Here is a 20574-nt window from a genome sequence, read left to right as displayed (position 1 = left end):
TAATAACGCAACCCTGTTTTGCTATGATGTGCCGTATGACACAGCGTGCACGAAGCGTGACGGCGAAGCAGGGGCGCGAGCGGGCCATCCTGGATGCCGCCCGTGTTCTCGCCGCCGAGCGCAGCGTGCGCGAGGTGACCCTCACCGACATCGCCGCCGCTGTCGGCCTGCACAAATCGGCCATGCTTCGCTACTTCGAGACGCGCGAGCAGATCTTCCTGCTGATCACCGCCGAGGCCTGGCAGGAGTGGGCGGCTGCTGTCCGTGAGACATTGGCCGTTGCCGACCGTGACGACGTCCCGGCGATCTTGGCGCGCTCGTTCGTGTCCCGGCCGCTGTTCTGCGACCTGCTCGGTCAGGCCCCGATGAACCTGGAACGCAACGTGTCCCTCGACGCCGTCCACCAGTTCAAGACCATCGTGCTCGGCGAGATCGCCACCGTACGGAAATCGTTGCGACAACTGGGGATCAGCGAGCGCGGCGCGGCGCTGCTCACCACCACCGGGTCGAGCATGGCCGGCGCGCTGTGGCAGATGGCGGCGCCCGGCACGCGCTTGCGCGAGTTCTACCAGTCCCATCCCGATCTCGGCCATGCCGTCGTCGACGTCGAACCGCAGCTGACCGACATCCTCACCGCGATCTTGAACGGCGCGGCCTCGTGAACGGCGTTGCCCTCACGCTCGTGCTGATCGCCGCTGTCGTGCACGCCATCTGGAACCTCGCCGCCAAGCAGGTCGGCGACGGCGGTGCCCGGTTCGTCTTCTTGTACTACACCGTTTCCGCCGTCATCTTCGGCCCCATCGCTGTGGTCCAACTGTGCTTAACTGGTCCACAGTGGACCGTGCTGGCGATCTGGCTGCTGGCCGCCGTCGGCACCGCAGTCCTTCACGTGGGCTACGGCATCGTCCTGCAACGCGGCTACGCCGTCGGCGATCTCTCCGTCGTGTATCCGCTGGCCCGTGGCACCGGCCCGCTGCTGTCCGTGCTCGTCGCCGTGCTGTTCCTGCACGAGCATCCCGGCTGGTCCGGCCTGCTCGGCGCCTTCCTCGTCATCTCCGGCGTGCTCGTCATCAGCTCCGGCAAACCCACCCACGCCGATCCCACCCGCCGCCGCGCCGGCGTCTTCTACGGCTTGCTCACCGGTGCCTTCATCGCCGCGTACACCTTGTGGGACGCCCATTCCGTCACCGCTCTGGGCATTCCGCCCATCGCCTACTTCGGCGCAGGCTCCGTCTTCCAGAGCCTGCTCATGGCCCCTTCGGTCCTCCGCGACCGGGCTTCCGTCGCCTCGCTGTGGCGCCGCCACCGCCGCCAGATCCTCACCGTCGGCCTGCTTTCACCCGTCGGCTACCTGTTCGTCCTCTACGCCTTGCGGCTGGCCCCCGTCAGCCTCGTCGCCCCCGCCCGCGAGCTGTCCATCGTCCTTGGCGGCCTCGCCGCCTGGCGCCTCCTCGGCGAAGCCCAGGCCGCCCGCCGACTCATCGGCTCACTGGTCGTGTTGGCCGGCATCGCCGCCATCGCCGTGGCGTAGCACGGCATTGCAGGCGTCGATCAGTGCCCGGAGTCCGGCGCCGGGCGGGTCCGGGCGGACGGCGAGGAAGGCCCGCATGATCGGGGTGGGGTTGCGCAGCGGGCGGAACACGACGCCGGGTCCGGGGAGCTGCTCGGCCTTGGGCGCGTAGAAGACGGTCCAGGACGGCCGGCCGAAGCCGATGGCGGCCAGGGTGTCCTGGTCGGTGGTGAACTCCGGGCCGAACTCGGGCTCGAAGCCGGCTTCGCGGCAGCAGCGGGTGACGAGATCGTGCAAGGTCGGATTTCGCTGCCGTGAAGCCAATCGGAGCGGCAGTCCGGCCAGGTCGGCGAGGTCGATCACGGCGCGTACGGCGAGGTCGTGTCGGGCGGGCAGCGCGACCATGAGCGGGTCGGCCCACAGCGGCAGCAGTTCCAGCCCGGGCACCGGTCGCTCGCCGCGCAGCAGGGTGGCGTCGAGCTCGCCGGAGAGCACCCGCCGCAGGCGCTCGTCGGTGTCGGCGGTGACCAGTTCGAGCGTGGCATTTCCGCTCAACCGGGCGAATTCGGCCAGGATGATCTCCAGCCGGGAGCCGAGGCCGACACTGGTGCCGAGTCGGACGGTGGCGGCCTGCTCGGTTCGCAGCTCGTCGATGGCGGTGCGGGCCTTGGCCGCGGTGGCCAGCATCTGCCGGGCGTGGGGGAGCAGCGTCTTGCCGGCCTCGGTCAGCCGCACGGTCCGCGTGGTGCGGTCGAACAGGTCCATGCCGAGATCCCGTTCCAGCCGCCGGATCTGCTGGCTCACCGCCGACTGCACGATGTGCAGCCGCTCGGCGGCCCGGCCGAAGTGCAGCTCCTCGGCGACCGTGAGGAAGTAGTGCAGCTGCCGGATCTCCATGACCCTCCGATTGATCAGTTTTCGTGATGAGTGTAAGCGCTGATCGCTCGTTGGTCGCGGACCTTCGCCGAGGTTGGCTGAGCGCATGCCGATCATCGACGTCAACGACACCAAGATCTACTACGAGGACGAGGGGACCGGCCCGGCGCTGCTGTTCCTGCACGGCTGGGCGACCAGCGGCCGGGTCTGGGGCGCTCAGCTGCCCGAGTTCGTGCGGACCCACCGCGTCGTCACGCTCGACTGGCGGGGCTGCGGACGCTCCGACCGGCCGGCCCACGGCAACACCATGGACTGCGTGCTGACCGACCTCGCCGCGATCATCGAGCGGCTCGAGCTGGACCGGCCGACCGTCGTCGGCTCGTCCATCGGCGGTACCTTCGCCACCGAGCTCGCCGTCTGCCATCCCGAACTGATCTCTGCCGCGATTTCCGTTGACGGGCCCGGGTTCTGGCCGTCCATGGGCATGCCGCTGGAGCAGCTGCGCCGCGATCTGCGCCAGGACCGGGCCGGCGTCATCGCCGGCTGGGTGCCGCAGTGGTTCGCCCGCGGCGCCGAGCCGGCGCTGGTCGACTGGACCGTCCGGCAGGTGCTCGACTCCGGCGTGTACATCGACGAGCACTTCGACGGTTTCCTCACGTACGATCCCCGTCCCGTGCTGCCCGGCCTGATGGTGCCGATCCACTACCTCCACGGCGAGCTCGACACCGAGATTCCCGTTGCCGTCGCAGAGGAATGCGCCGCCCTGACGCCCGGCGCGTCGGTCACCGTTATCCCCGGCGTCGGACACCTGCCCCACCAGGAAGACCCCGAGTCGTTCAACCTCGCCCTGCGCAAGCTCTTGTCCTGAAAGGAAGTTCCATGCCTCACGCACCCGTTCGCCTCAGCGGTGGCGACGCCGTCGTCCAGTACGACATCAGTGGCTCGGGCCCCGGCGTTGTGCTCGTGCACGGCACCGCCGCCAGCCGTTTGCAGTGGGAGGGCTTGACTTCCGCGCTGGCCGACCGGTTCACCGTTGTAGCGCCGGACTATTCCGGCTCCGGCGGGACCGTCGACCACGGCGGCCCGGTCACCCTCGCCGACCTCTCCGCGGAGATGCTGGCCGCCGCCGACCATGCCGGGCTCGAGTCCTTTCACCTCGTCGGCCATTCCCTCGGCGCCGCCATCGCCACCCACCTCGCGGGCACGCATCCGGAGCGCGTGCTTTCCCTTGCCCTGCATGCCGGTTGGGTGCGGACCGGTCCGCGTATGGCCGCCGAACTCCAGTACTGGAAGGAACTCCTGGCCGCCGACGTCGCCCTCTTTGCACGGTCGTTGCCGCTGATGGCCTTCGGCCCGCGTTACTGGGCCGCCGATCCCGACAACGAAGCCGTCGTGCGGGAACTCACCGCCATGATCGCCCCCGGCACGGTCAGGCAGGTCGACGTCGACCTCGCCGTGGACCTCACGTCCGTGCTGGAATCCATTGCCGCGCCGACACTTGTGCTCGCCAGCACGTACGACCGGATCATCGAGGCCGACCAACAGCAGGCCCTGCTAGACGGCATCGCCAATGCCCGTTACGCCGAGATCGACGCCGGCCACGGCGCACCCGCCGAGGACCCCGAGGGCTTCATCACCCGCATCGCCGGCTTCCTCGACGCTAGCGCTCAGCCTGCGCTTCCTGCGCGCCTTTGACCGCCAGCCGGTCCGCCCGTTCGTTCTCCGGATGGCCCGCGTGGCCCTTCACCCAGTGCCATTCCACCTGGTGAGGGGCCATCGCGGCGTCCAGCCGCTGCCACAGGTCCGCGTTCTTCACCGGCTCGCGGGTGCTCGTCCGCCAGCCGTTGACCTTCCAGCGCGGCATCCAGCTCAGCACGCCGTTTCGCACGTAGGTGCTGTCCGTGTACACCTGCACCGTCGACGGCCTGGTCAGCGTCTCCAGCGCGCGGATCGGCGCCATCAGCTCCATGCGGTTGTTCGTCGTCGGGCCTTTGTCGCCGCCGTACAGGTCCCGTTCGTGGCGGCCGTAGCGCAGCACCGCTCCCCAGCCGCCCGGGCCCGGGTTTCCGCTGCACGCGCCGTCCGTGTAGATCTCCACCGCCTGGTCCACCCCGTGACCTTACTTGTGCGAGGATCGCCGCCGTGAAATGGAGCCGCGGTGTGCACCACCTAGAGGAACTCGCCCGGCGGTGCGACACCCCTTCGCCCGTGCCCATGCTGCCCGTGACGGCGCTCTGGGTCTTCGGCGACCTCCTCGGCGAGCCCCAGGACCTGACCCGCGTCGACGTCGCCGTCGTCGTCGACCTGCCCGCCGACGACGTTGCCTGGCTCGACCTCCCTCGCGGCGCTTCGCACTGGGCCCAGGCCGTTCGCCTCCGTGAGCCCCTTTTCGCCTGCTACCGCTCCGCCGCCCGTCCCGTGTGGAACCACCGCATCTCCCGGCCCGCCCTCATCTGGGACGCCGACGGTGTTCGCGAGTCCACCCTCGCCGCCCTCCACGACGGCCTCGGCTCCACCGTCCGTACCGACGCCCCCACCCCCTCCGACCTCCGCTCCCAGCTCGACGCCGAGCTCGCCACCTCCCTCCGCGCCTTGCGCCGCCAGCACCGCACGTACGACGACAAGCGCTGGGCCCCCGGCAAGCTCGAGCCTTTCGCCGACTCCCTCTGGCGCGCCACCGACGGCTACCTCGACCTGCTGGACGCCCGCTGAGTTCAGATCCCGGGTACGCAGGGAACCGGTGCGGGCAGCCCGACCGACCCGCTGCCGCACAGTGGTGGCAGCGCGGACCCGACAAGTGCGGCGACGACAGCGGCGGTGACGATCGTGCCCGCCGTGGTTGATTTCCGCTTTCCCTTGTCCGATCCGCCGCCGGCCCCGCCGATTCGTCGTGCAGCCACGCCCCGACCTCCCGATGAGTGATCACCGAGGGTATTGGCCGGGGCCGGGATGTCTCCCGGAAATCCGGCTGTCCGGGGAGTTCCTCAGACCACCGAGTCGGTGAAGGCGGCGGCTTGGATGGCCAGCATCTGGGCGTACTCGCCGCCGGCGGCGACGAGGTCGTCGTGGCGGCCGGACTCGACGATGCGGCCGGCGCTCAGGACGATGATCTGGTCGGCGTGGCGGACGTTGGCCAGGCGGTGGGTGATGAGGATGGTGGTGCGGTCGTCGCCGAGCCGGCGGAGGGACTCGAAGACGGCCTGCTCGGCGCGGGCGTCCATGGCGGCGGTGGGCTCATCGGCGACGAGCACGGGGGCGTCGCGGTAGAGCCCACGGGCGACGCCGATGCGCTGCCACTGACCGCCGGAAAGGTCGCGGCCGCCCTCGAACTGGCGCGAGAGGACGGTGTCCAGGCCGAGGTCGAGACCGGCGACGACGTCGGCGGCGCCGGACTCGGCGGCGGCCCAGGCTAGGAGCTCGCCGTGAGGGTCGGGGCGGTCGAGCCGGCCGATGCGGATGTTGTCCCGAGCGGTCATCGGCCACCGCGCGGGCTCCTGCATGACGAGACCGATGCGCTGCCGTACGGAACCGTCGTCCACATCGGACAGATCGACGCCGTCCCACGACACGGAACCGTCGGCCGGGCGGTACAAGCCGGTGATCAGCTTGGCCAACGTGGACTTACCGGAACCGTTCTCCCCGACCAGCGCGACGGTCTGGCCGCGCAGGATGGTGAGGCTGATGTCCCGCAACGCCTCATCGCTCTGGCCGGGATAGCTGAAGGCAACGTGATCCAGGCTGATCACGGCCGGATTGGCCGGCGCCTGCGCGGCGAGCGGGGGACGGGTAGCGGCGGCGGTCTTGTCCAGCAAGGTCGTGTACAGGTCGAGGTAGAGGGAGCTCTCGTACAGCGCGTTGATGTTGGACATGGTGCCGCCCAGCGCGGACGACGCCAGCCGCAGCGCCACGACCGCGCCGCTGGCCAGTCCGAGCGGCAGGGAACCGTTGTACAGCAAGAAACCCAGGGCCAGGTAGCACGCGCCGGTGCCAACGCCGGTCGCGCCACGGCCGATCAGCCGGATGCCGGTCTTGTGCAGGTCGACCCGCCGAGCCTCGTCGGCGATCTGCGTGTTGATCCGCCGGTACTCGGCCAGCAGCGCGGGACCGGCGGTGCAGGCCCGCATCTCGGCGGCGGTGGTGCGGTCGGTGAGCAGCTGGCTGGCCACGCTCAACCGCCGCATGCGCGACAACGTCCTCAGATACGAGGCGAAGCCGAGCCGCGCGGCCCGTGTCGAGGCCCACACCTGCGGCAGTACGGAGACCAGCACCAGTATGGGCAACACGGGATGCAGCAGTCCCGAAGTCACCACGGCAGCCGCGAGGTTGAACATCGAGCTGAGGAGTCCGGAGATCGACTGCACGCTTGTGCCGATGTTGCGCACGCCCATCTGTAGGCATTGACGCAGCAGCTCGACGTACTCGGCGTCCTCGAACGTGATCAGGTCCACAGTAGACACAGCGCGGTGCACCCGCTCGTTGGCCGCCTTCTCCACCAACGGCCGTAAGATGCTCTGCTCGGCCGTGGCAGCCGAGTCCAGCAGTGCCCGCAGGATGAACGCGACGACCATGGACACCGCGGCCGGCAGGGCTGCCAGCACGCGGTCGGCCGTCGGACCGGACTCCAGCAGCGAGGTGAAGACGGTGGTGGTGGCGATCAGCCCGAACGCGGTCGCGCCGCCGCTGGCTACGGTCAGCACGGCCGCGAGCACAGTGTGCGGCCGAGAAGCCTGCCACGACAGGCTGATCACCATGCGGAGCGCGGACGGGAGCGCCAACAGCGTGCGCCACAAGCCGGACTCGGCGACCTGGCGATCCTGTCGAGTCCAGTTGGGCTCGACCATGGCGTCCACGCCGACCAATGGCTCGCTCATGGCTTGGCCTTCTTGATGTGCGCCAACGTTTCCCGGGTTCGAGCGAGCAGGCCGAGCACGTTCTGCTCCGGCGGATGGCCGCACGCCAGCAGCCGGTTGCAGTGCATGTGTACGTAGCTGCGCGCCAGCTTGAGGTCGAATTCCCCGCCCAGCGCGGCGATTCGCGCCCGCCGTCGGGCCAGGATCTCGACCGCACGTGGGTCAAGCCACGTGGGATCGGTGAGCGCGGTGATCAAGTCGCCCTTGAGCTCCCGGTACGCCTTGCCGGTGGCGTTGCGGTCCACCGTCCCGGTCCGGTACAGCTCGGCCCGGTCGCCGGGCTCGAAACCCAGACAGGACAGCAGATCATCGACGGTGTTGGCCGCGAGCAGACTCCGGTCCATGGTCAGCTGGTCGGTCTTGACCAGGTGCAGCAGGTCGACGACGGCATCGCTGTCGGCGCCGAACACGCCCTCGGCCAGCGGCATCTGCGTGACGCCGCCGTACCGCTCCACCTCACGCTCGTACGTGTCGATCATGAACCGGTGGCAGTAGCCGTCACGGACCAGACCGGCCGCCCAGCGCATCACCTCGGGCGCGAGTTCGCCGAGCAGCCGGTCGGGGTCGCCGTGCCAGCGGATGCGCAGATGCGGGTCTGGATCGACGTACCGCATGAAGAACCAGTTGTCGGCCAGCCCGCCGAGCCGGTCCCGGAGTTCCCGCAGCGGCCAGGCCAGCAGATCGTCCTCATAGGACGGAAGGTGGTACAGCTTGAGGAAGAACCAGTCGTCGCCAGGCATCCGCATCCGGTCGGCGTCGGAGACGCTGTGCCGCTTGCGTTCCAACGTCGGTCGTTCGGGACGGGCGAGCACCAGCGGTACCACGATCTCGGCGAGATGGCCGCCGGTCGGACCGTCCAGCCAGGCGTGTTCGAGCGCCGGCAGCGCCTCTTCCAGCACGATCTGCTTGCCGCTCAACTGTTTCACCTGCTCCGGGTCGTGCAGGTCGATCAGCAGCCGGTTGTCCCCTTGGGCCAGGTAGACGTGCCGGGGGAGATCCCAGTCGGCCAGCTCGTCGACCGAGGACAGCCGCCAGCTGGCCGGCGCGAGCACGATCCGTCCACACTGGACTCGGGGCAGGAAGGGGAACTGCGTGGCCGGACCCCAGTCGAACGAGCTCATCTGCGCCGTCCCGCTGCGGGCGAGCTCTTCGAGGAACCGCACCAACCCGTTGCCGTTGGCGGTGTTCAGCATGTGCCACGTGCTCGGCACGACCTCGACGTCCCGCGCCGGCCACCACAGCACGATCCGGTCCTTGCGCACGCCGACCACGAGCTCGTCCAGCGGCACGTGCGCGGTGCCGGGAACCACGTTCACCGGCAACTCGCGTTCCCGCAGCTGCGGCCGGATCGTCACGTTGATCAGCCGGTCACGCAGCGGCAGGTAGGTCACCTCGGCCCGACACACATCGGGGCGGCGCTCGGCCTCGTCCACGGCCAGCAGCGCCTCCCGCGCCGGCTCGCCCAGCAGGTCGGTGAACCGGCCCAGGGTCCGGCCCGCCGCCTGGGCGCCCACGTTCGGCCCGACGACGACCTGGAAGTCGCCCCGGTCGATGGCCGCGGTGGACTCGGCCACCACGAACACGGTGACGTCAACGGAATCGGGCGCGTTCGCCGGGTCCCACGTCTCCAGCGTGGCGATCATCGTGTCGTCCAGCTCGACGATCATCCTGCGATTCCGGATCGCCTCGACCGCGAGCTTGCGCAGCAGGTTGTCCCGGCGCTCGTTCGGCGGCCGCTGCCCGGGCGATTTCGGCAAACCGATGCCGATCTCCGGATGGATCAGCTCCAGCAGCGGCACATCGCGATCGGTGCCGTACCGGTAGACGAACCGCTCCCGGAACTCGTGCATGGTGCGCGGCCCCAGCGGCGCAGGTGACATGCGCAGCAACAACTCGGCCGCCTTGGCCGCATCGGCGGCCACCGACCGGTTCAGCGTGCCCTCACCGAAAGGCGAGGCCATGTCCGTCTGAAGTGGACTCTTCGACGTGCCTTCGTGCAAGGATCGAGCTGCCGCCAACAGCTTCGGATAGGCCGCCGCAGCCTCCTCGGCCGACAGCTCGTCCCACTTGTGCAGTTCTGCCAACAGGTCGCGCAGGGCCGTGCCGGTGTCGAGGTCGAGCCGATCGGCCACGTGCTGAGTCGGTTCGACGCAGGTCGGCCCGGGACGGAGATCGGTGATCAGTACCGACTGCTCCCACAGTGTGGTGAGCAGCCACTCGACCTTGTCTGTCGGAGCCCCTGTGCTGGCAACGAGTTCGTCGACCAAGTCCCCGTACGGAATCGGCGTGCGCGCCGCGGCCAGTGCCTTTTTCACCGCGCCGGTGGCCCGCAGCGTCACCGGGGCCAGTTTGGCGCTCTCACCCGGACTTGCCCGCTCGGCCAGGAAAACCCGGTCCGCGTGCACGATCGCGGTCGGGTTGGCCCACCAGCGCAGGCTCTGCCGCACCTCAGGACGGGCCTCCTGCTCGGCCACGAGTTCCAGTAGCCAGCCCATGTCCGGCCGGGTTCGGGTGCGCGGCCGCTCGTCGGTCAGGGCAAGGTCGGTGCGGTCGCCCCAGCCGGTCAGCCCGACCCCGGCGAACATGCCGTACGGCGTCGACCGGGTCGACATCCGGATCAGGTAGCGGGCCAGCTTGGCCGCCACCTTGTCCCGCGCCTTCGGATCGGCCGACGACTTCTCCAGCGCCGGCACGAGATCGCCGGCGCCAACCGCGAGCGCTTGGCGCACAACGGGATCCTCGGCGTCCAGCTCCTGGTGGCCGCGGGCCGGCAGCAGCGGGGTGCGGACCATCGCCCAGTCCAGCGCACGGTACATCGGGTTGGCCACGGACTTCTCCTCGTCAGGACAGGGCGAGCGCGCGATCCCAGGTCGGCGTCACCGGCACGGTCGCGGCCAGCAGCGCCAGCGCGACCCCGGCCGCGCCTTCGAGCAGACCGGGCTGGTCCCCGGCCGAGCCGTCCGGCTCGAGGCTGCGGAAGCCGAGCCGGGAATCGGGTTGGTAGCAGGCCAGCAGCCGCTCGGTGATCATCTCGGCGGCCGCGGCGAAGCGCGGGTCGCCGGAATCGTGGCCGAACCGCAGCACGATCTGGAGCACGCCGGAAAAACCGTGGCACAGGCAGGCCCCGTTGACCTGATGGTCGTTCGGCAGCCGCTCGCACGCCGCGACCATCGCCGCCACCGCGAACTCCCGCAGGCCGGGATCGCCCAGCGCGGCACCGGCCAGCCACAGCGTCCTGGCCACGCCCGGCGCGCCGTAGCACCAGGTCGTACGGGCCGGGCTGGGCTCTTCGGAGCCGAGCGGCAGTGCGACCATGGCCGGCCAGTTCGGGCCGTGCTCGTCGTCGATCCGGTTGCCCAGCACCCAGTTCACGAGCTCACGCATGGCGTCGACCTGGCCGGGCACCGTGTACCCGGCCGTGGCGGCCAACGACATCGCGGCCAGGATGCCGGGGCTGCCGTGGGACAGCCCGCAATTCAGGTTTCCGTCCGGATAGTGCGTGGCGGTCAACGGATTCACGATCAGGTCGTGGGGCGTGTGCCAGTTCTGGAGACCATCGCGTTGGCCGCAGACGTCCACCAGATTGGCCAGCAGATGCCGCAGCTCCGGCTCCATCCCGCTGTCCAGCAGGTACGGCACGGTGCCCGAGGCGCCGGCGATCACGTCGAAGGAACCGACCCGGACCCCGTGGCCTGGCGGCGTGCTGGCCAGCACCCAGCGGCTGACCTGAGCGTCCAATGTGGACAGCAGGCTGCCGTACCTGGTGCCGCCCTTGGACAGCAGCCGCGCCGCGTAGGCCACGCCGCCGAAGCCGACGAGCAGGCCGGGCCCGGTTCGCCCGGCCTGCTCGGTCTGCCGGACGCCCCAGCGCAGGAAGTCGTGCGCGGTGACGTCCCAGCCCTGGTCCGGTTGGTGCCGGTCCAGTTGGCCGTACAGCAGCGCGATGCCCGCGCCACCGCCGGCGAGCGGAGAGTCGGGACGATCCTCTCTTGCCGCCCCGCGCACCCGTTCCGCCACGTCCATCGCGACCGACAGCGCCCGGTCGGCGAGGGCGGGCGACAGCGGGGATTCCAGTGCTCGACCGGTGGTCGCACGGTTGTCGTCATCGGCTCAGCAGCAGACGGTCTTGTGGCAGGAGGCGTCGGTGAGGCAGACGCGGGCGGTGTTGCCCGTGGTGCAGGTGATGCCGCCCTCGGTGTTCTCCGTGCAGCCGCCGTTGTCGCTGGTCGTCTGCATCGCCAGCGGCTGGACCTTCAGGTCGCCGATGCGAATGTCGAGGTCGAAGTCGTCGAGCATCGCGGTCATGGTCGCTTCCTTCAGCAGCAGTTGGTCTTGTGACAGGAGCCGTCGGTCGGGCAGACGCAGTCGCTGCGCTGCGTCCCGCAGGCGATGTTGGTGTCGCAGCCCTGGTCCGACGTCGTGGCCATCTCCAGCGGGCGGTCGAATGCGTCGCCGACGCGGATGTCCAGCTCGAAATCGTCGAGTACGGCAGTCATGGTGGATCCCTTTCAGCAGCAGCCGGTCTTGTGGCACGACTCGGTCGGGCAGATGTCCTGGCTGCGGACCGGGCCACAGCCGATGCCGCTGTCGGTCTCGCAGCCGATTTGCGTGGACGGCGGCTGCATCTCCAGCAGCCGGCCCGGCACGTCGCCGATGCGGATGTCGAGGTCGAAGTCGTCGAGCACGGTGGTCATGGCCGGTCCTCCTCAGCAGCAGCGGGTCTGGGGGTGACAGGACTCGGTCGGGCAGATGTCCTGGCTGCGGACCGGGCCGCAGCCAAGGCCGCTGTCGGTCTCACAGGCGATCTCGGTCGAGCAGTCCTCGGTCTCGCGCTGCATCACGGCCAGCCGGCCGAGCGCGTCGCCGATGCGGATGTCGAGGTCGAAATCGTCGAGCACCGCGGTCATTCGCGGCCCCCTCTCATCGGAAGAATCCGGCGTGCGCCGGGCCCTCAACCCTGCTTCGGGACCGTTCCCGGTCAGAAGGGTGACCGGCCCCAGACGACCTGGGACGATTTCCCGGGCGAACGGGACAACCACAACGTCAGGTCCGGTTGTCGAACGGATTTTCGGTCGGCGCCGGCCATTTCGGCGGCCGGCCCGGGCCTGGTCCTTCCCCTTAGCAGCAGACGGTCCGATTGCCCGAGCCGGTCGTGCAGGTGATCTCGGTCGTGCCGCAGAAGCTGCACCCGCTGGCCTCCGTGGGGCACTTGCTGGTGTCGGGGCTCGCGTCCGGCGTGGTCGTGGCCAGCCGGTCGCCGATGCGGATGTCGAGGTCGAAGTCGTCGAGCAGCGCAGTCATGATCGTGGCCTTTCAGCAGCAGACGGTCCGGTGGCAGGAATCGGTGTCCGGACACTCCTGGGTGAACGGGTCGCAGGCCCTGGGGTCGGTGGGAAAGGTCACCGTCGCCGGTGTGGTCACCCCCGCCGCCGGCCGGTCGCCGATGCGGATGTCGAGGTCGAAGTCGTCGAGCCGCGTGGTCATGGGTCTCCTCCTGGTTGGGGACCCCCAAGCCTGATCGGCCGGCCTTCCCGGGGTGAAGAGCGCGATTCCCTACCCGACCGGGACGATCACCCAGCTGATCCAGGACTTTGTCCGGCGATCCGGGATACGACCATTGTCCGTAATACGTCCTTTGCGGGGTTATGGCATGACAAAGGGACCGCCCGCGTGTGCGGACGGTCCCTTTGTGGTGTTTCATCGGATCTGATACCCGCCATCGGCGGGAATGGCGGTGATCAGATCGCGGGAACTACAGGTGCATGCTCGCGCCGAGGGTGTCCAGCGCCTTCTGAACCATCGCCTGGGCGTTGGCGTTCAGGTTGGCGTTGCTGCCGTTCACGACCCACTGCGAGCCGGAGAGGATCACCACGGTGACGCCGTTGTCGACGCCGCCGGAGGTGCCGCTGCTCGGGATGCCCAGCGACGCGGCCGCCTTCACCGACGCCTCGCCCAGCTCACGGGAGTCGTTGTCCGACGTGGTCTGGTCGTTGCCGGTCTGGGTGTCGCCGAAGATCGCGCCGATGACCTTGCTCTTGTAGAACATGAGCGCGAACTGCCGCCCCTTGATGCCGTGCTCCTTGTAGAAGAAGTGCGGGCACGGGGACTTGCGGTCGTAGCAGTCGTCGCCCAGCACGTAGAACGGCACGTGGTGCGCGGCCAGCTGCTTGCCGTTGCTGTCCTGGAAGGTCGTCGAGTCCTGGTGGTCCGGGTCGGAGTCGGGGTCGCTGCCGTCGTCGTCGACCGCCAGGCTGGAGCTGTAGGCGTAGACGCCGGACGTCACCTGGTACACGTTCACGTTCTTGGCCCGCGTCATCGTGTTGATGTGCGGCTTGGAGTTGACCTGGTTCGCGGACGTGCTGTTCTTCTTGACGCCGGCCAGCACCTGGGCGGCCGTGTACGTCTGGGCCGCCGACGCGCCGTCGGTCGCCGCGGTGTTCGGGGCCGCGGTCGCGACGGACTGGGTGACGAGCGGCGTGGCGAGCGCGATAGCCGCAACGGCTGCCACGGCTAAGCGCGTACGGGGGATGGACATGAGTGCAGGGCCTCCATTTAGTTAGGAACCTTTCCTAACATATTGAAGCACCAAGGGAGACCCTTGTCACGTGATCATCTTTCCCAGAATTCAACCTGCCGGTAACCGGCCTCGACCAGCACTTTGACGTCAGTACGCCCGTACGCCTTACCTTCCGGCTGCGACGATCGGCCGCATGTCCTGTCCGGCAGGCGGTCGAGTAACCGCCGCAACCGGAACGCGCTCGTTCAGTTCACTGTGTCCAGCGGTTCACATGCCTGAAGTGCTTGGCATACCAGGGTTTGCGCCGTCGAATGGGCCGGGCTGCCGGCTGGCGCGACGTCCACAACGGACATCGGCTGCCCCGATCCGTCGATCGGCGGTGGCCTACCGCTTCGCACTCCCGCGCGGAGACTCCGCCCGCCAGATCGCGGATCCAAGTCCCATGGCCGCCAAGTCCGCCTACGACAACGCCGCCTCGGCCTTGAGGACACCGCCCCGGGTGCTCGTGCGTTGCCGGTTGCCGATGACGTTGGCGGCGAAGCGCTCGACGCCCGCCGTCCGGACGTCGTGGATGAAGGCGTCGAGCCGCTGTTCCTTCACTGTGTCAATGACGCCGTCCGCGCGACGTGATGGTCAACTCGACGCGGGCCGTGCGGTCCAGTGCGTTGATGTCTTCGCTGCTGACCATCGGTGCCCTCCGTCGTCGCCACGCGGATGGTCGACCCGGCGCACATGGGCGTTACCTCGTCGGCACCGCGGCCGCCACACCAGCGGCACCGGGTAGCACCTGGTGGCACACCTGCCTACGATGAGTGCCATGTCGATCCAACCCGAGATCACCCAGCGCGACCTGCGTAACCGGTCCAAGGAGATCATGGACGCGGTCGAGCACGGGCAGTCGTTCACGGTCACTCGCGACGGCCACCGGATCGGGGAGTTGATCCCGTTGCGTCGCCGGCGGCGGTTCGTCCCGCGGCAGGAGTTCGCCGCCATGTCGCGCAACGCGCCCAGCATCGACATCGAGACCTTCCGGGCGGACCAGGAAGCCGTGGTCGACCACGAGGCGGACAGCCCGTATGACCGGTGAGCGACACTCGCAGGGACTGCTCGACACGACCATCGTGATCCTGCGCAGGTGGATCGACCCGAACGAGCTGCCCGACGAGATGGCGATCAGCGCGGTCACACTGGCCGAACTGTCGGCCGGGCCGCACGAGGTTCGGGGCAACAGCGAGCAGAGCGCGTACGAGGAGCACGCGGAACGGGCACGTCGGCTGGAGATTCTCCAACGAGTGGAGAATGAGTTCGACCCGATCCCGTTCGACGCCGAAGCTGCGCGGATCTACGGCCGTGTTGCCGCGGCCGTGATCGGAGCGGGACGTAAGCCACGCGGTCGATTCGCCGATCTGATGATCGCGTCGACCGCTATTGCCGAGGGACTACCGTTGTTCACCACGAATCCCAAGGATTTCGTCGGCGTCGACTCGCTGCTGACGATCGTGCCGGTCAACCGTCCCGTACTGCCCCACGAGGGGTGATCAACGGTAGGGCCACCGCTTCTGTGGCGGCCCTACCGTGCATGCTCACCAGCCCCGGGCGCGCCATTCTTCGAGGTGGGGCTTCTGCTCGCCCAACGTCGAGTCGTCGCCGTGGCCGGGATAGAACCAGGTGTCGTCCGGCAGGGCGTCGAACAGCCGCGATGAGACGTCGTCCAATAGCGACGTGAAGTTCTCCGGCGACCCGGAAACAGCGCATCACCGCAGCGGTGAAGATAACTGACGATCAGGCCATGCCCGTGATTCGAGGTCCTACGGTTCACGACCGCGATGACGGACTGGTCGCGAACACAGGATCTCGCTGACGGAACACGGCCTAGACGATCGCGCCGTCCGCGTCGCGGCGATGGGTAGGGGTCGCCAGGAATGCCTGATACTCGTACTCCTCGGCATAGATCGCCACCAGCACGTCCGGCGACACCAGCCGTAGGTCTTCGCCGAGCGCGTCCACCAGTTCGTCCAGCCACGACACGCCGCGGATGCGCACCTCCAGCCACCGGTAGCCTTCGATGCCGGTTGCCACCAGGAATCGGTCACCGATGCCGGAGGTCACCACGAAGTCCCTTATCCAGCCACGAACGTCCGGTGCCTTCTCAGGCAGCCTCGCGTCCGGCTCGGCCGTCGTGCGCGCAATCTTTGGCAACTCCTCCAGCGCCCAGGCCGGCAACGCGTCTCTGTCCGCGAAGTCGTAGGTCTCCAACGACGGCAGGCGCCCTCGCAGCTGTTCCGCCTCCTTGCGATGCACCAGCGCCAGTCGACGCTCTCGCGGGCTCAGTGCTTCTTCGGCCATTTCGGATCGTGCCGTCCGTAGTAGTAGTGGTGTGGGCCGTCCACCCGATCGTACTTCTCACCGACGGTGATGCCGGTGTGGTCCTTCTTCGGTTGATACGCATGGAAGTGTCCGTGCGGCGCGGTTGGGTCGTTGGTGTGCTCGGCGATGACGCGAGGCCCATTCGGTGTCTGGTACTCGTAGTATCGGCCGTGCGAGCCCGGCGCCGGATCGTGGTGGTAGTTGGCTCGGCCTTTCTGCGTCGGATCGTCGCCGACGGTCCACTGCCGTGTCGGCTGCTGGGTACGCGGGATGCCGGCTCGGTCCCGGGCGGCGTTGAACGCCTCCTTCCGGTTGTTGAACCAGCGGTTGTCGCCCTTGGGCAGCTCCTCCGGCTTCTTGCCGCAGTCCTTGCAGGCCGCGAGGCCGAGCGGGTCCGACCAGGTCAGCGGGTTCGGCACATACGCGCGAGGATTCGGCGACGGCATCAGGCCGAGCGGGTCAGCGCTGGCGTACGAGGCCAACTCCGGCACGTAGTAGCGATGATGGTTGTAGTTGAGACCGCTCTCCGTGTCGTGGTACTGCCCAGGGAAACGCAGCGGCGTGTACGCGCGGCCGGGGTGCGGGGCGAGTGGTTCACCCCATAGCGTCTGCGTCGACTCCCAAGCGAGATTCCCTTGCACATCAACGAGTTCCGTCGGCGTGCCGACGATGTCCGTGACGATGCCGTAGAACTGCTCGTCGACCCAGCCCTGCGGGTCGCGGGTCCGCTCGGTCTGGCCGACCGGGCGCTCGCCGTCCGGCGTCCAGTCCCACGTCGTGGCCCGGCCGCCGGAATGTACCTGCTCGACCAGCACCGTGTCGTCCCAGGTGAACTCGACCTGCTCCGCCACCGCGGAGCCGTTGGGAGTCAGCCGCTGCTTGCTGACGCGGCGTCCCAACGCGTCGTAACGGTAGCGCCAGCGGCTGCCGTCCGGCGTGACCACCTCGACCAGCTGGTTGTCGGCATTCCAGGCGTAGTGCCAGTTCTGTGGCTTCGACGAGGGAAGTTTGCGCTGCCGCAACACCAATCGGCCCAGCCGGTCGAAGGAGTGCCTGGTGTTGCCGGCCGGGACCAGACTGCCGGTCTGGTCGTAGCGGTAGCTCTCCTGCCAGCCCTGCCCGGTCACGGCGGTGACCCGTCCCAGCGGGTCAAGGGAGTACTGCCGAGTCCCGCGCAACGGATCGTCCACTGTGGTCACGAAGTCGTCGCGCCGGTAGTGGAACCGGCGCGGCTGCGGCAGTCCCGCCACGGACTGGCCGACCAGTCGGTGATTGCTGTCCCACGCCTGCGCCAGTAGTCGGCCGCCGTCGACGGAACGCAGTACCTCACGGCCGGCGACGTCGTAGCCGAACGCCAGCACGTGCCCGGCCGCGCGCAGCGCCGCCGGTCGGCCCACCGCGTCGTAGCTCCACGCACTCTCGGCCCCCGACGGCGTGCGCCGCTGAATCATGCGACCGAGCGCGTCGTACCGGCAGGACACCGTGTTGCCGTTGCTGGTCTCCGCGACGACCCGACCGAGCGCGTCCCGCTCGAACCGGACGTCCGCGTCCGCGTTGACAGCCCGGGAGAGTCGGCCGACCTCGTCGTACTCGAACCGCGCGACCATGCCGTCCGACGACCGCCGCTCCACCAGATTGCCCAGGCTGTCGTGGCGGAACTCGGTGGTCTGCCCCATGGCATCGACCTTCGACACCAACTGGCCGGCGGCGTCGTAGCCGTAGCCGGTCTCGCGCCCGTCGAAGTCGGTCTCCCTGATCAGCCGGCCAGCTGGGTCGTAGTCATAGCGCCAGGTCCGGCGCTGCTGGTTCACCACGGCGGTCAGCCGCAGTTCGCTGTCGTAGCGGTACTCCACGCGGGTCCCGTCGACTTCGGTGATCGCGCTCGGCAGGTCGAAGTGCGTGCTTTCGACCAGGACCGACCGGCCGAGCACGTCGACCTCGTCGATCTGGTTGCCCTCACCGTCGTATCCCCAGCGCTCCGTCGAGCCGTCCGCCGTCGTGCGCCACAGCAGCTTGCCCTCGATCGACCAGCCGTAGTGGGTCACGTCCCCGAGCGGGTTGGTGATCGCGCTGATCCGGCCGAAGGCGTCCCGTTCGTATCTCACGGTGACGGTGAGCGGGTCGACCGTCTCCGTCGGCAGGCCGGCGTCGTCGGTCGTCACGCGGTACACGCCGCCGAGCGGATCCGTGATCGACGACAGATGGTTGCGCTCGTCGTAGCCGTAGCGGGTGGTCGCACCCGCCGGGTCGACGACCTCCGCCAGGTTGCCGCGGTCGTCGTACCATCGACGCCACACCGCGCCGTCCGGATCCACCAGCACGACCGGTCGGTCCCGGTCGTCGTACTCCGTGCGGTCCTGAGTGCCGTCGGGACGGGTCACCGCGGTCAGGTTGCCCCGGTCGTCGTAGGTGTAGCGGGTCGTGCGGCCCAGTGGATCGGTTCGCGCCAGCAGCCGATCGTAGCGGTCCCACTCCGACAGCGTCGCGTTGCCCAGCGGGTCGACCTGCCGGACGATCTGGTCCAGCTCGTTGAACTCGAACGTCGTGCGGTGGCCCAGCGAGTTCGTCCACACCGAGATCCGCCGGTCGTCGTCGATCTCCAGCAGGCCGGCGAGCGCGTCGCCCGAACCCTCGGCGCGGTGGCAGCGACCCCGGCCGTCGTAGTGGAACCGATACCACTCGCCGTTGCGATCCACCCATCGCGCCATTCGGCCGGCGTCGTCGTATTCGAAGACCTGTGGCCGGTGGGACGAGTTGATCACCTCGGTGAGCCGGCCGTCCTCGTCGTAGCCGAAGTCCACCAGCACCGTTTCACCGAGCCGGAGCCCGGTCACCCGTTCGTGCTCTGTCAGCACGGTCAGCCGGTACCCGCCAGAGTGGTCGATGCCGACCAGCGTTCCACTGTCGTCGTAGCGGAAATCGATCCGCTGCCCGTACAAGGACACCACCGCGTCGATTGGCAACACATCGTCGCCGTGTCCGAAGTGGAGGGTGCGGTCCATGTCCGGCTGGCTCAGCACGTAATCGCCGTGCTCGTCGCGGTGCAGTGGCCAGCGTTCGCCCTCCACCGGCAGCACACCGTCGCCCGTCACGGGTGGATAAATCAGCACCCGGCCGTCGTCGGCGACGAAGCAGACGCCCTCCTCGTCCACCTCCAGTCGCTGATCCACGGTGGATGCCCAGGTCGGGCCGAAACTCTGACCGAGGCGGTAACCGCTCAGGTGACGGCGGGTCAGCACCAGCGGCAGAATTGCCGGCAGCCCCACGTCGGTCTGGGGGAGGACGACCTCTCCAGTCCGCATGTTGATCGGGTCGCCGTTGGTGCACCCGGACCGTTCGCTCTGGCCAGCGCGACGCGCGTCGCCGCCCGCCGTTCGCCGCGCCGACCGGTTCCTCCGGCCCTGGCCTCGACCACCAACCGACCTCGGTTGCTTGTTGCCGCCGCCTGGTCGCCGCCCCGTCGGCGCACCCTTCGGGTTGTGCCGATTAAGCAGGCTGTGCGCGTGTTCGTCCGACTCCCGGTACAGCCGCCCACTCTGCTTGAGCCGGCCGCCCGCGGCCCCCACCACCCGGCCGCCCTCGCTGAACACCTTGCCGGTGATCTCAAGGCCGCGGCCGAACACCTTGGACACCACCGCGCCCACACCCGACCGGTCGCCGCTGGCGTGCGACAGCAGGTTCTGCCCCGCCTGCTGTAGGCGCTCGCCGCCGCTCGAGACCTTCTCCGCGAAGTCCCCCAGCTTGCCGCCGGACCTGTCCAGGTGATCCGGATCGACATGAAATCCGCTCAAGTCGCCCCCTGCCTTCGACCTTCGTCGATCCTGGCATATCGCCCGAACCGGTGCGACCGGATCGGATGATGCTGATGGGCACGCGTGTCAGTTGTTGCCGTCCCGGTCGGGTCATGGGTGCCGTTGCGGTGATGCAAGGAGCGCGGGATCGGACCTGAGCCACCGCTGACTTCTTTCGAGGCATGGAGCGTTGGATCGCGCTTGCGCCACCGCCTCGCCACTGAACTTCCTTGTTACTTGCCAGCTCACTGTCGTGGCGCCGGCTGAAGGGGCATGCCCATGACAATCTATTCACGCCATGCCAGCCGTGGCAAAGTGCAGATCCTGGCCACCTACCGTGGGCCGGGCGGAGTCGTGTCGTCTACGGTCACGAGCGTGGACAATATGGCGCTAGCTGCGCCGATCGTTGATGCACTGAATCGGATTTCCTCCTACGCCACGGTGCCGGTCAGCATGTATGACGAGCGAGGCGAGCGGCTCGCGCACTATCCGACCACACATCTGGCTGCGTTGACCGATCGAAACGCGCGAGGGAGTTGAGCCTCCGGAATCGGACAAGCGTCGCTGCTGGGAATTCCAGTTCCCCTTCGTTGCCTTCGGCGA

At 68.7% G+C, this 20574-nt stretch carries 23 protein-coding genes and 1 pseudogene; 8 read left to right on the top strand and 16 right to left on the bottom strand.

The window, feature by feature from the left end; genetic code table 11:
* Positions 1 to 35: 35 nt before the first annotated feature.
* Positions 36 to 662, top strand: coding sequence for a TetR/AcrR family transcriptional regulator (locus M3Q35_RS22155; RefSeq protein ID WP_273943875.1), 627 nt, complete (start codon positions 36 to 38; stop codon positions 660 to 662).
* Complete coding sequence (locus M3Q35_RS22150; RefSeq protein ID WP_273943874.1) at positions 659 to 1531, top strand: DMT family transporter; 873 nt, start codon at positions 659 to 661, stop codon at positions 1529 to 1531. The genes M3Q35_RS22155 and M3Q35_RS22150 overlap by 4 nt, the downstream gene beginning before the upstream one ends.
* On the opposite strand, the gene M3Q35_RS22145 is transcribed toward M3Q35_RS22150, so the two are convergent.
* Positions 1487 to 2407, bottom strand: a complete 921-nt coding sequence (locus M3Q35_RS22145; RefSeq protein ID WP_273943873.1) for a LysR family transcriptional regulator — start codon at positions 2405 to 2407, stop codon at positions 1487 to 1489. The genes M3Q35_RS22150 and M3Q35_RS22145 overlap by 45 nt on opposite strands.
* A gap of 85 nt (positions 2408 to 2492) precedes the next feature.
* Between M3Q35_RS22145 and M3Q35_RS22140 the strand changes: the two genes are divergently transcribed.
* The gene (locus tag M3Q35_RS22140) at positions 2493 to 3254 is read left to right on the top strand and encodes an alpha/beta fold hydrolase (RefSeq protein ID WP_273943872.1); all 762 of its coding nucleotides are present in this window, start codon (positions 2493 to 2495) and stop codon (positions 3252 to 3254) included.
* Between the two features lie 11 nt (positions 3255 to 3265).
* Positions 3266 to 4081, top strand: a complete 816-nt coding sequence (locus tag M3Q35_RS22135; RefSeq protein WP_273943871.1) for an alpha/beta fold hydrolase — start codon at positions 3266 to 3268, stop codon at positions 4079 to 4081.
* Here the strand turns inward: M3Q35_RS22135 and rnhA are convergent.
* On the bottom strand, positions 4047 to 4496 hold the full coding sequence (gene rnhA / locus M3Q35_RS22130) for a ribonuclease HI (protein ID WP_273943870.1): 450 nt from the start codon (positions 4494 to 4496) through the stop codon (positions 4047 to 4049). The two genes, M3Q35_RS22135 and rnhA, sit on opposite strands and share 35 nt — an antisense overlap.
* A 32-nt stretch (positions 4497 to 4528) precedes the next feature.
* On the opposite strand from rnhA, the gene M3Q35_RS22125 reads away from it, so the two are divergent.
* A complete protein-coding gene (locus M3Q35_RS22125) occupies positions 4529 to 5098 on the top strand; it encodes a DUF7711 family protein (protein ID WP_420704766.1) in 570 nt (189 codons plus the stop codon).
* 272 nt (positions 5099 to 5370) lie between these two features.
* Here the strand turns inward: M3Q35_RS22125 and M3Q35_RS22120 are convergent, their stop codons facing one another.
* The 11 genes from M3Q35_RS22120 to M3Q35_RS22070 all read right to left on the bottom strand — a co-directional run bounded on the left by M3Q35_RS22120 (position 5371) and on the right by M3Q35_RS22070 (position 14413).
* A complete protein-coding gene (locus M3Q35_RS22120; RefSeq protein ID WP_273943866.1) occupies positions 5371 to 7257 on the bottom strand; it encodes an ABC transporter ATP-binding protein in 1887 nt (628 codons plus the stop codon).
* Positions 7254 to 10124, bottom strand: coding sequence for a lantibiotic dehydratase (locus tag M3Q35_RS22115; RefSeq protein ID WP_273943864.1), 2871 nt, complete (start codon positions 10122 to 10124; stop codon positions 7254 to 7256). The genes M3Q35_RS22120 and M3Q35_RS22115 overlap by 4 nt, the downstream gene beginning before the upstream one ends.
* Before the next feature lie 13 nt (positions 10125 to 10137).
* Complete coding sequence (locus M3Q35_RS22110; protein WP_273943862.1) at positions 10138 to 11319, bottom strand: lanthionine synthetase C family protein; 1182 nt, start codon at positions 11317 to 11319, stop codon at positions 10138 to 10140.
* Positions 11320 to 11406: 87 nt separating this feature from the next.
* Positions 11407 to 11601: a hypothetical protein gene (locus M3Q35_RS22105; protein ID WP_273943861.1), complete on the bottom strand. Its 195-nt coding sequence runs from the start codon at positions 11599 to 11601 to the stop codon at positions 11407 to 11409.
* Positions 11602 to 11612: 11 nt separating this feature from the next.
* Complete coding sequence (locus M3Q35_RS22100; RefSeq protein ID WP_273943859.1) at positions 11613 to 11792, bottom strand: hypothetical protein; 180 nt, start codon at positions 11790 to 11792, stop codon at positions 11613 to 11615.
* Between the two features lie 12 nt (positions 11793 to 11804).
* Positions 11805 to 11990 carry a hypothetical protein gene (locus M3Q35_RS22095; RefSeq protein ID WP_273943858.1) on the bottom strand — a complete coding sequence of 62 codons (186 nt, stop codon included), beginning with the start codon at positions 11988 to 11990 and terminating at the stop codon, positions 11805 to 11807.
* A gap of 12 nt (positions 11991 to 12002) precedes the next feature.
* Positions 12003 to 12203: a hypothetical protein gene (locus M3Q35_RS22090; protein WP_273943857.1), complete on the bottom strand. Its 201-nt coding sequence runs from the start codon at positions 12201 to 12203 to the stop codon at positions 12003 to 12005.
* A 211-nt stretch (positions 12204 to 12414) separates the two neighbouring features.
* Positions 12415 to 12597 carry a hypothetical protein gene (locus M3Q35_RS22085; protein ID WP_273943856.1) on the bottom strand — a complete coding sequence of 61 codons (183 nt, stop codon included), beginning with the start codon at positions 12595 to 12597 and terminating at the stop codon, positions 12415 to 12417.
* Positions 12598 to 12609: 12 nt separating this feature from the next.
* Positions 12610 to 12780 carry an FDLD family class I lanthipeptide gene (locus tag M3Q35_RS22080; protein WP_273943855.1) on the bottom strand — a complete coding sequence of 57 codons (171 nt, stop codon included), beginning with the start codon at positions 12778 to 12780 and terminating at the stop codon, positions 12610 to 12612.
* A gap of 268 nt (positions 12781 to 13048) precedes the next feature.
* Complete coding sequence (locus M3Q35_RS22075) at positions 13049 to 13804, bottom strand: glycoside hydrolase family 75 protein (RefSeq protein WP_273943854.1); 756 nt, start codon at positions 13802 to 13804, stop codon at positions 13049 to 13051.
* Positions 13805 to 14272: 468 nt separating this feature from the next.
* Positions 14273 to 14413, bottom strand: coding sequence for a hypothetical protein (locus M3Q35_RS22070; RefSeq protein WP_273943853.1), 141 nt, complete (start codon positions 14411 to 14413; stop codon positions 14273 to 14275).
* Between the two features lie 217 nt (positions 14414 to 14630).
* Between M3Q35_RS22070 and M3Q35_RS22065 the strand changes: the two genes are divergently transcribed.
* Complete coding sequence (locus tag M3Q35_RS22065; protein ID WP_273943851.1) at positions 14631 to 14900, top strand: type II toxin-antitoxin system Phd/YefM family antitoxin; 270 nt, start codon at positions 14631 to 14633, stop codon at positions 14898 to 14900.
* A complete protein-coding gene (locus M3Q35_RS22060) occupies positions 14890 to 15351 on the top strand; it encodes a type II toxin-antitoxin system VapC family toxin (RefSeq protein ID WP_273943850.1) in 462 nt (153 codons plus the stop codon). Before M3Q35_RS22065 ends, M3Q35_RS22060 begins: the two co-directional genes overlap by 11 nt.
* A 45-nt stretch (positions 15352 to 15396) precedes the next feature.
* On the opposite strand, the pseudogene M3Q35_RS22055 reads toward M3Q35_RS22060, so the two are convergent.
* The 3 genes and pseudogenes from M3Q35_RS22055 to M3Q35_RS22045 all read right to left on the bottom strand — a co-directional run.
* Positions 15397 to 15558: pseudogene (locus tag M3Q35_RS22055) on the bottom strand (MBL fold metallo-hydrolase); the annotation flags it as partial.
* 127 nt (positions 15559 to 15685) lie between these two features.
* Positions 15686 to 16114 (bottom strand): hypothetical protein, encoded by a 429-nt coding sequence (locus M3Q35_RS22050; RefSeq protein WP_273943849.1) that lies wholly within the window; start codon positions 16112 to 16114, stop codon positions 15686 to 15688.
* A gap of 26 nt (positions 16115 to 16140) precedes the next feature.
* Positions 16141 to 19971 (bottom strand): DUF6531 domain-containing protein, encoded by a 3831-nt coding sequence (locus M3Q35_RS22045; protein ID WP_273943848.1) that lies wholly within the window; start codon positions 19969 to 19971, stop codon positions 16141 to 16143.
* A gap of 279 nt (positions 19972 to 20250) precedes the next feature.
* Between M3Q35_RS22045 and M3Q35_RS22040 the strand changes: the two genes are divergently transcribed.
* Positions 20251 to 20511, top strand: a complete 261-nt coding sequence (locus tag M3Q35_RS22040) for a hypothetical protein (RefSeq protein ID WP_273943847.1) — start codon at positions 20251 to 20253, stop codon at positions 20509 to 20511.
* Positions 20512 to 20574: the final 63 nt, after the last annotated feature.

Origin of the sequence: Kutzneria chonburiensis, from assembly GCF_028622115.1 — a bacterium.
In the GTDB taxonomy this organism is placed as follows: domain Bacteria; phylum Actinomycetota; class Actinomycetes; order Mycobacteriales; family Pseudonocardiaceae; genus Kutzneria; species Kutzneria chonburiensis.
Note: the sequence above shows the minus strand (reverse complement) of the source record. Positions and strands in the feature narration are given on the sequence as shown.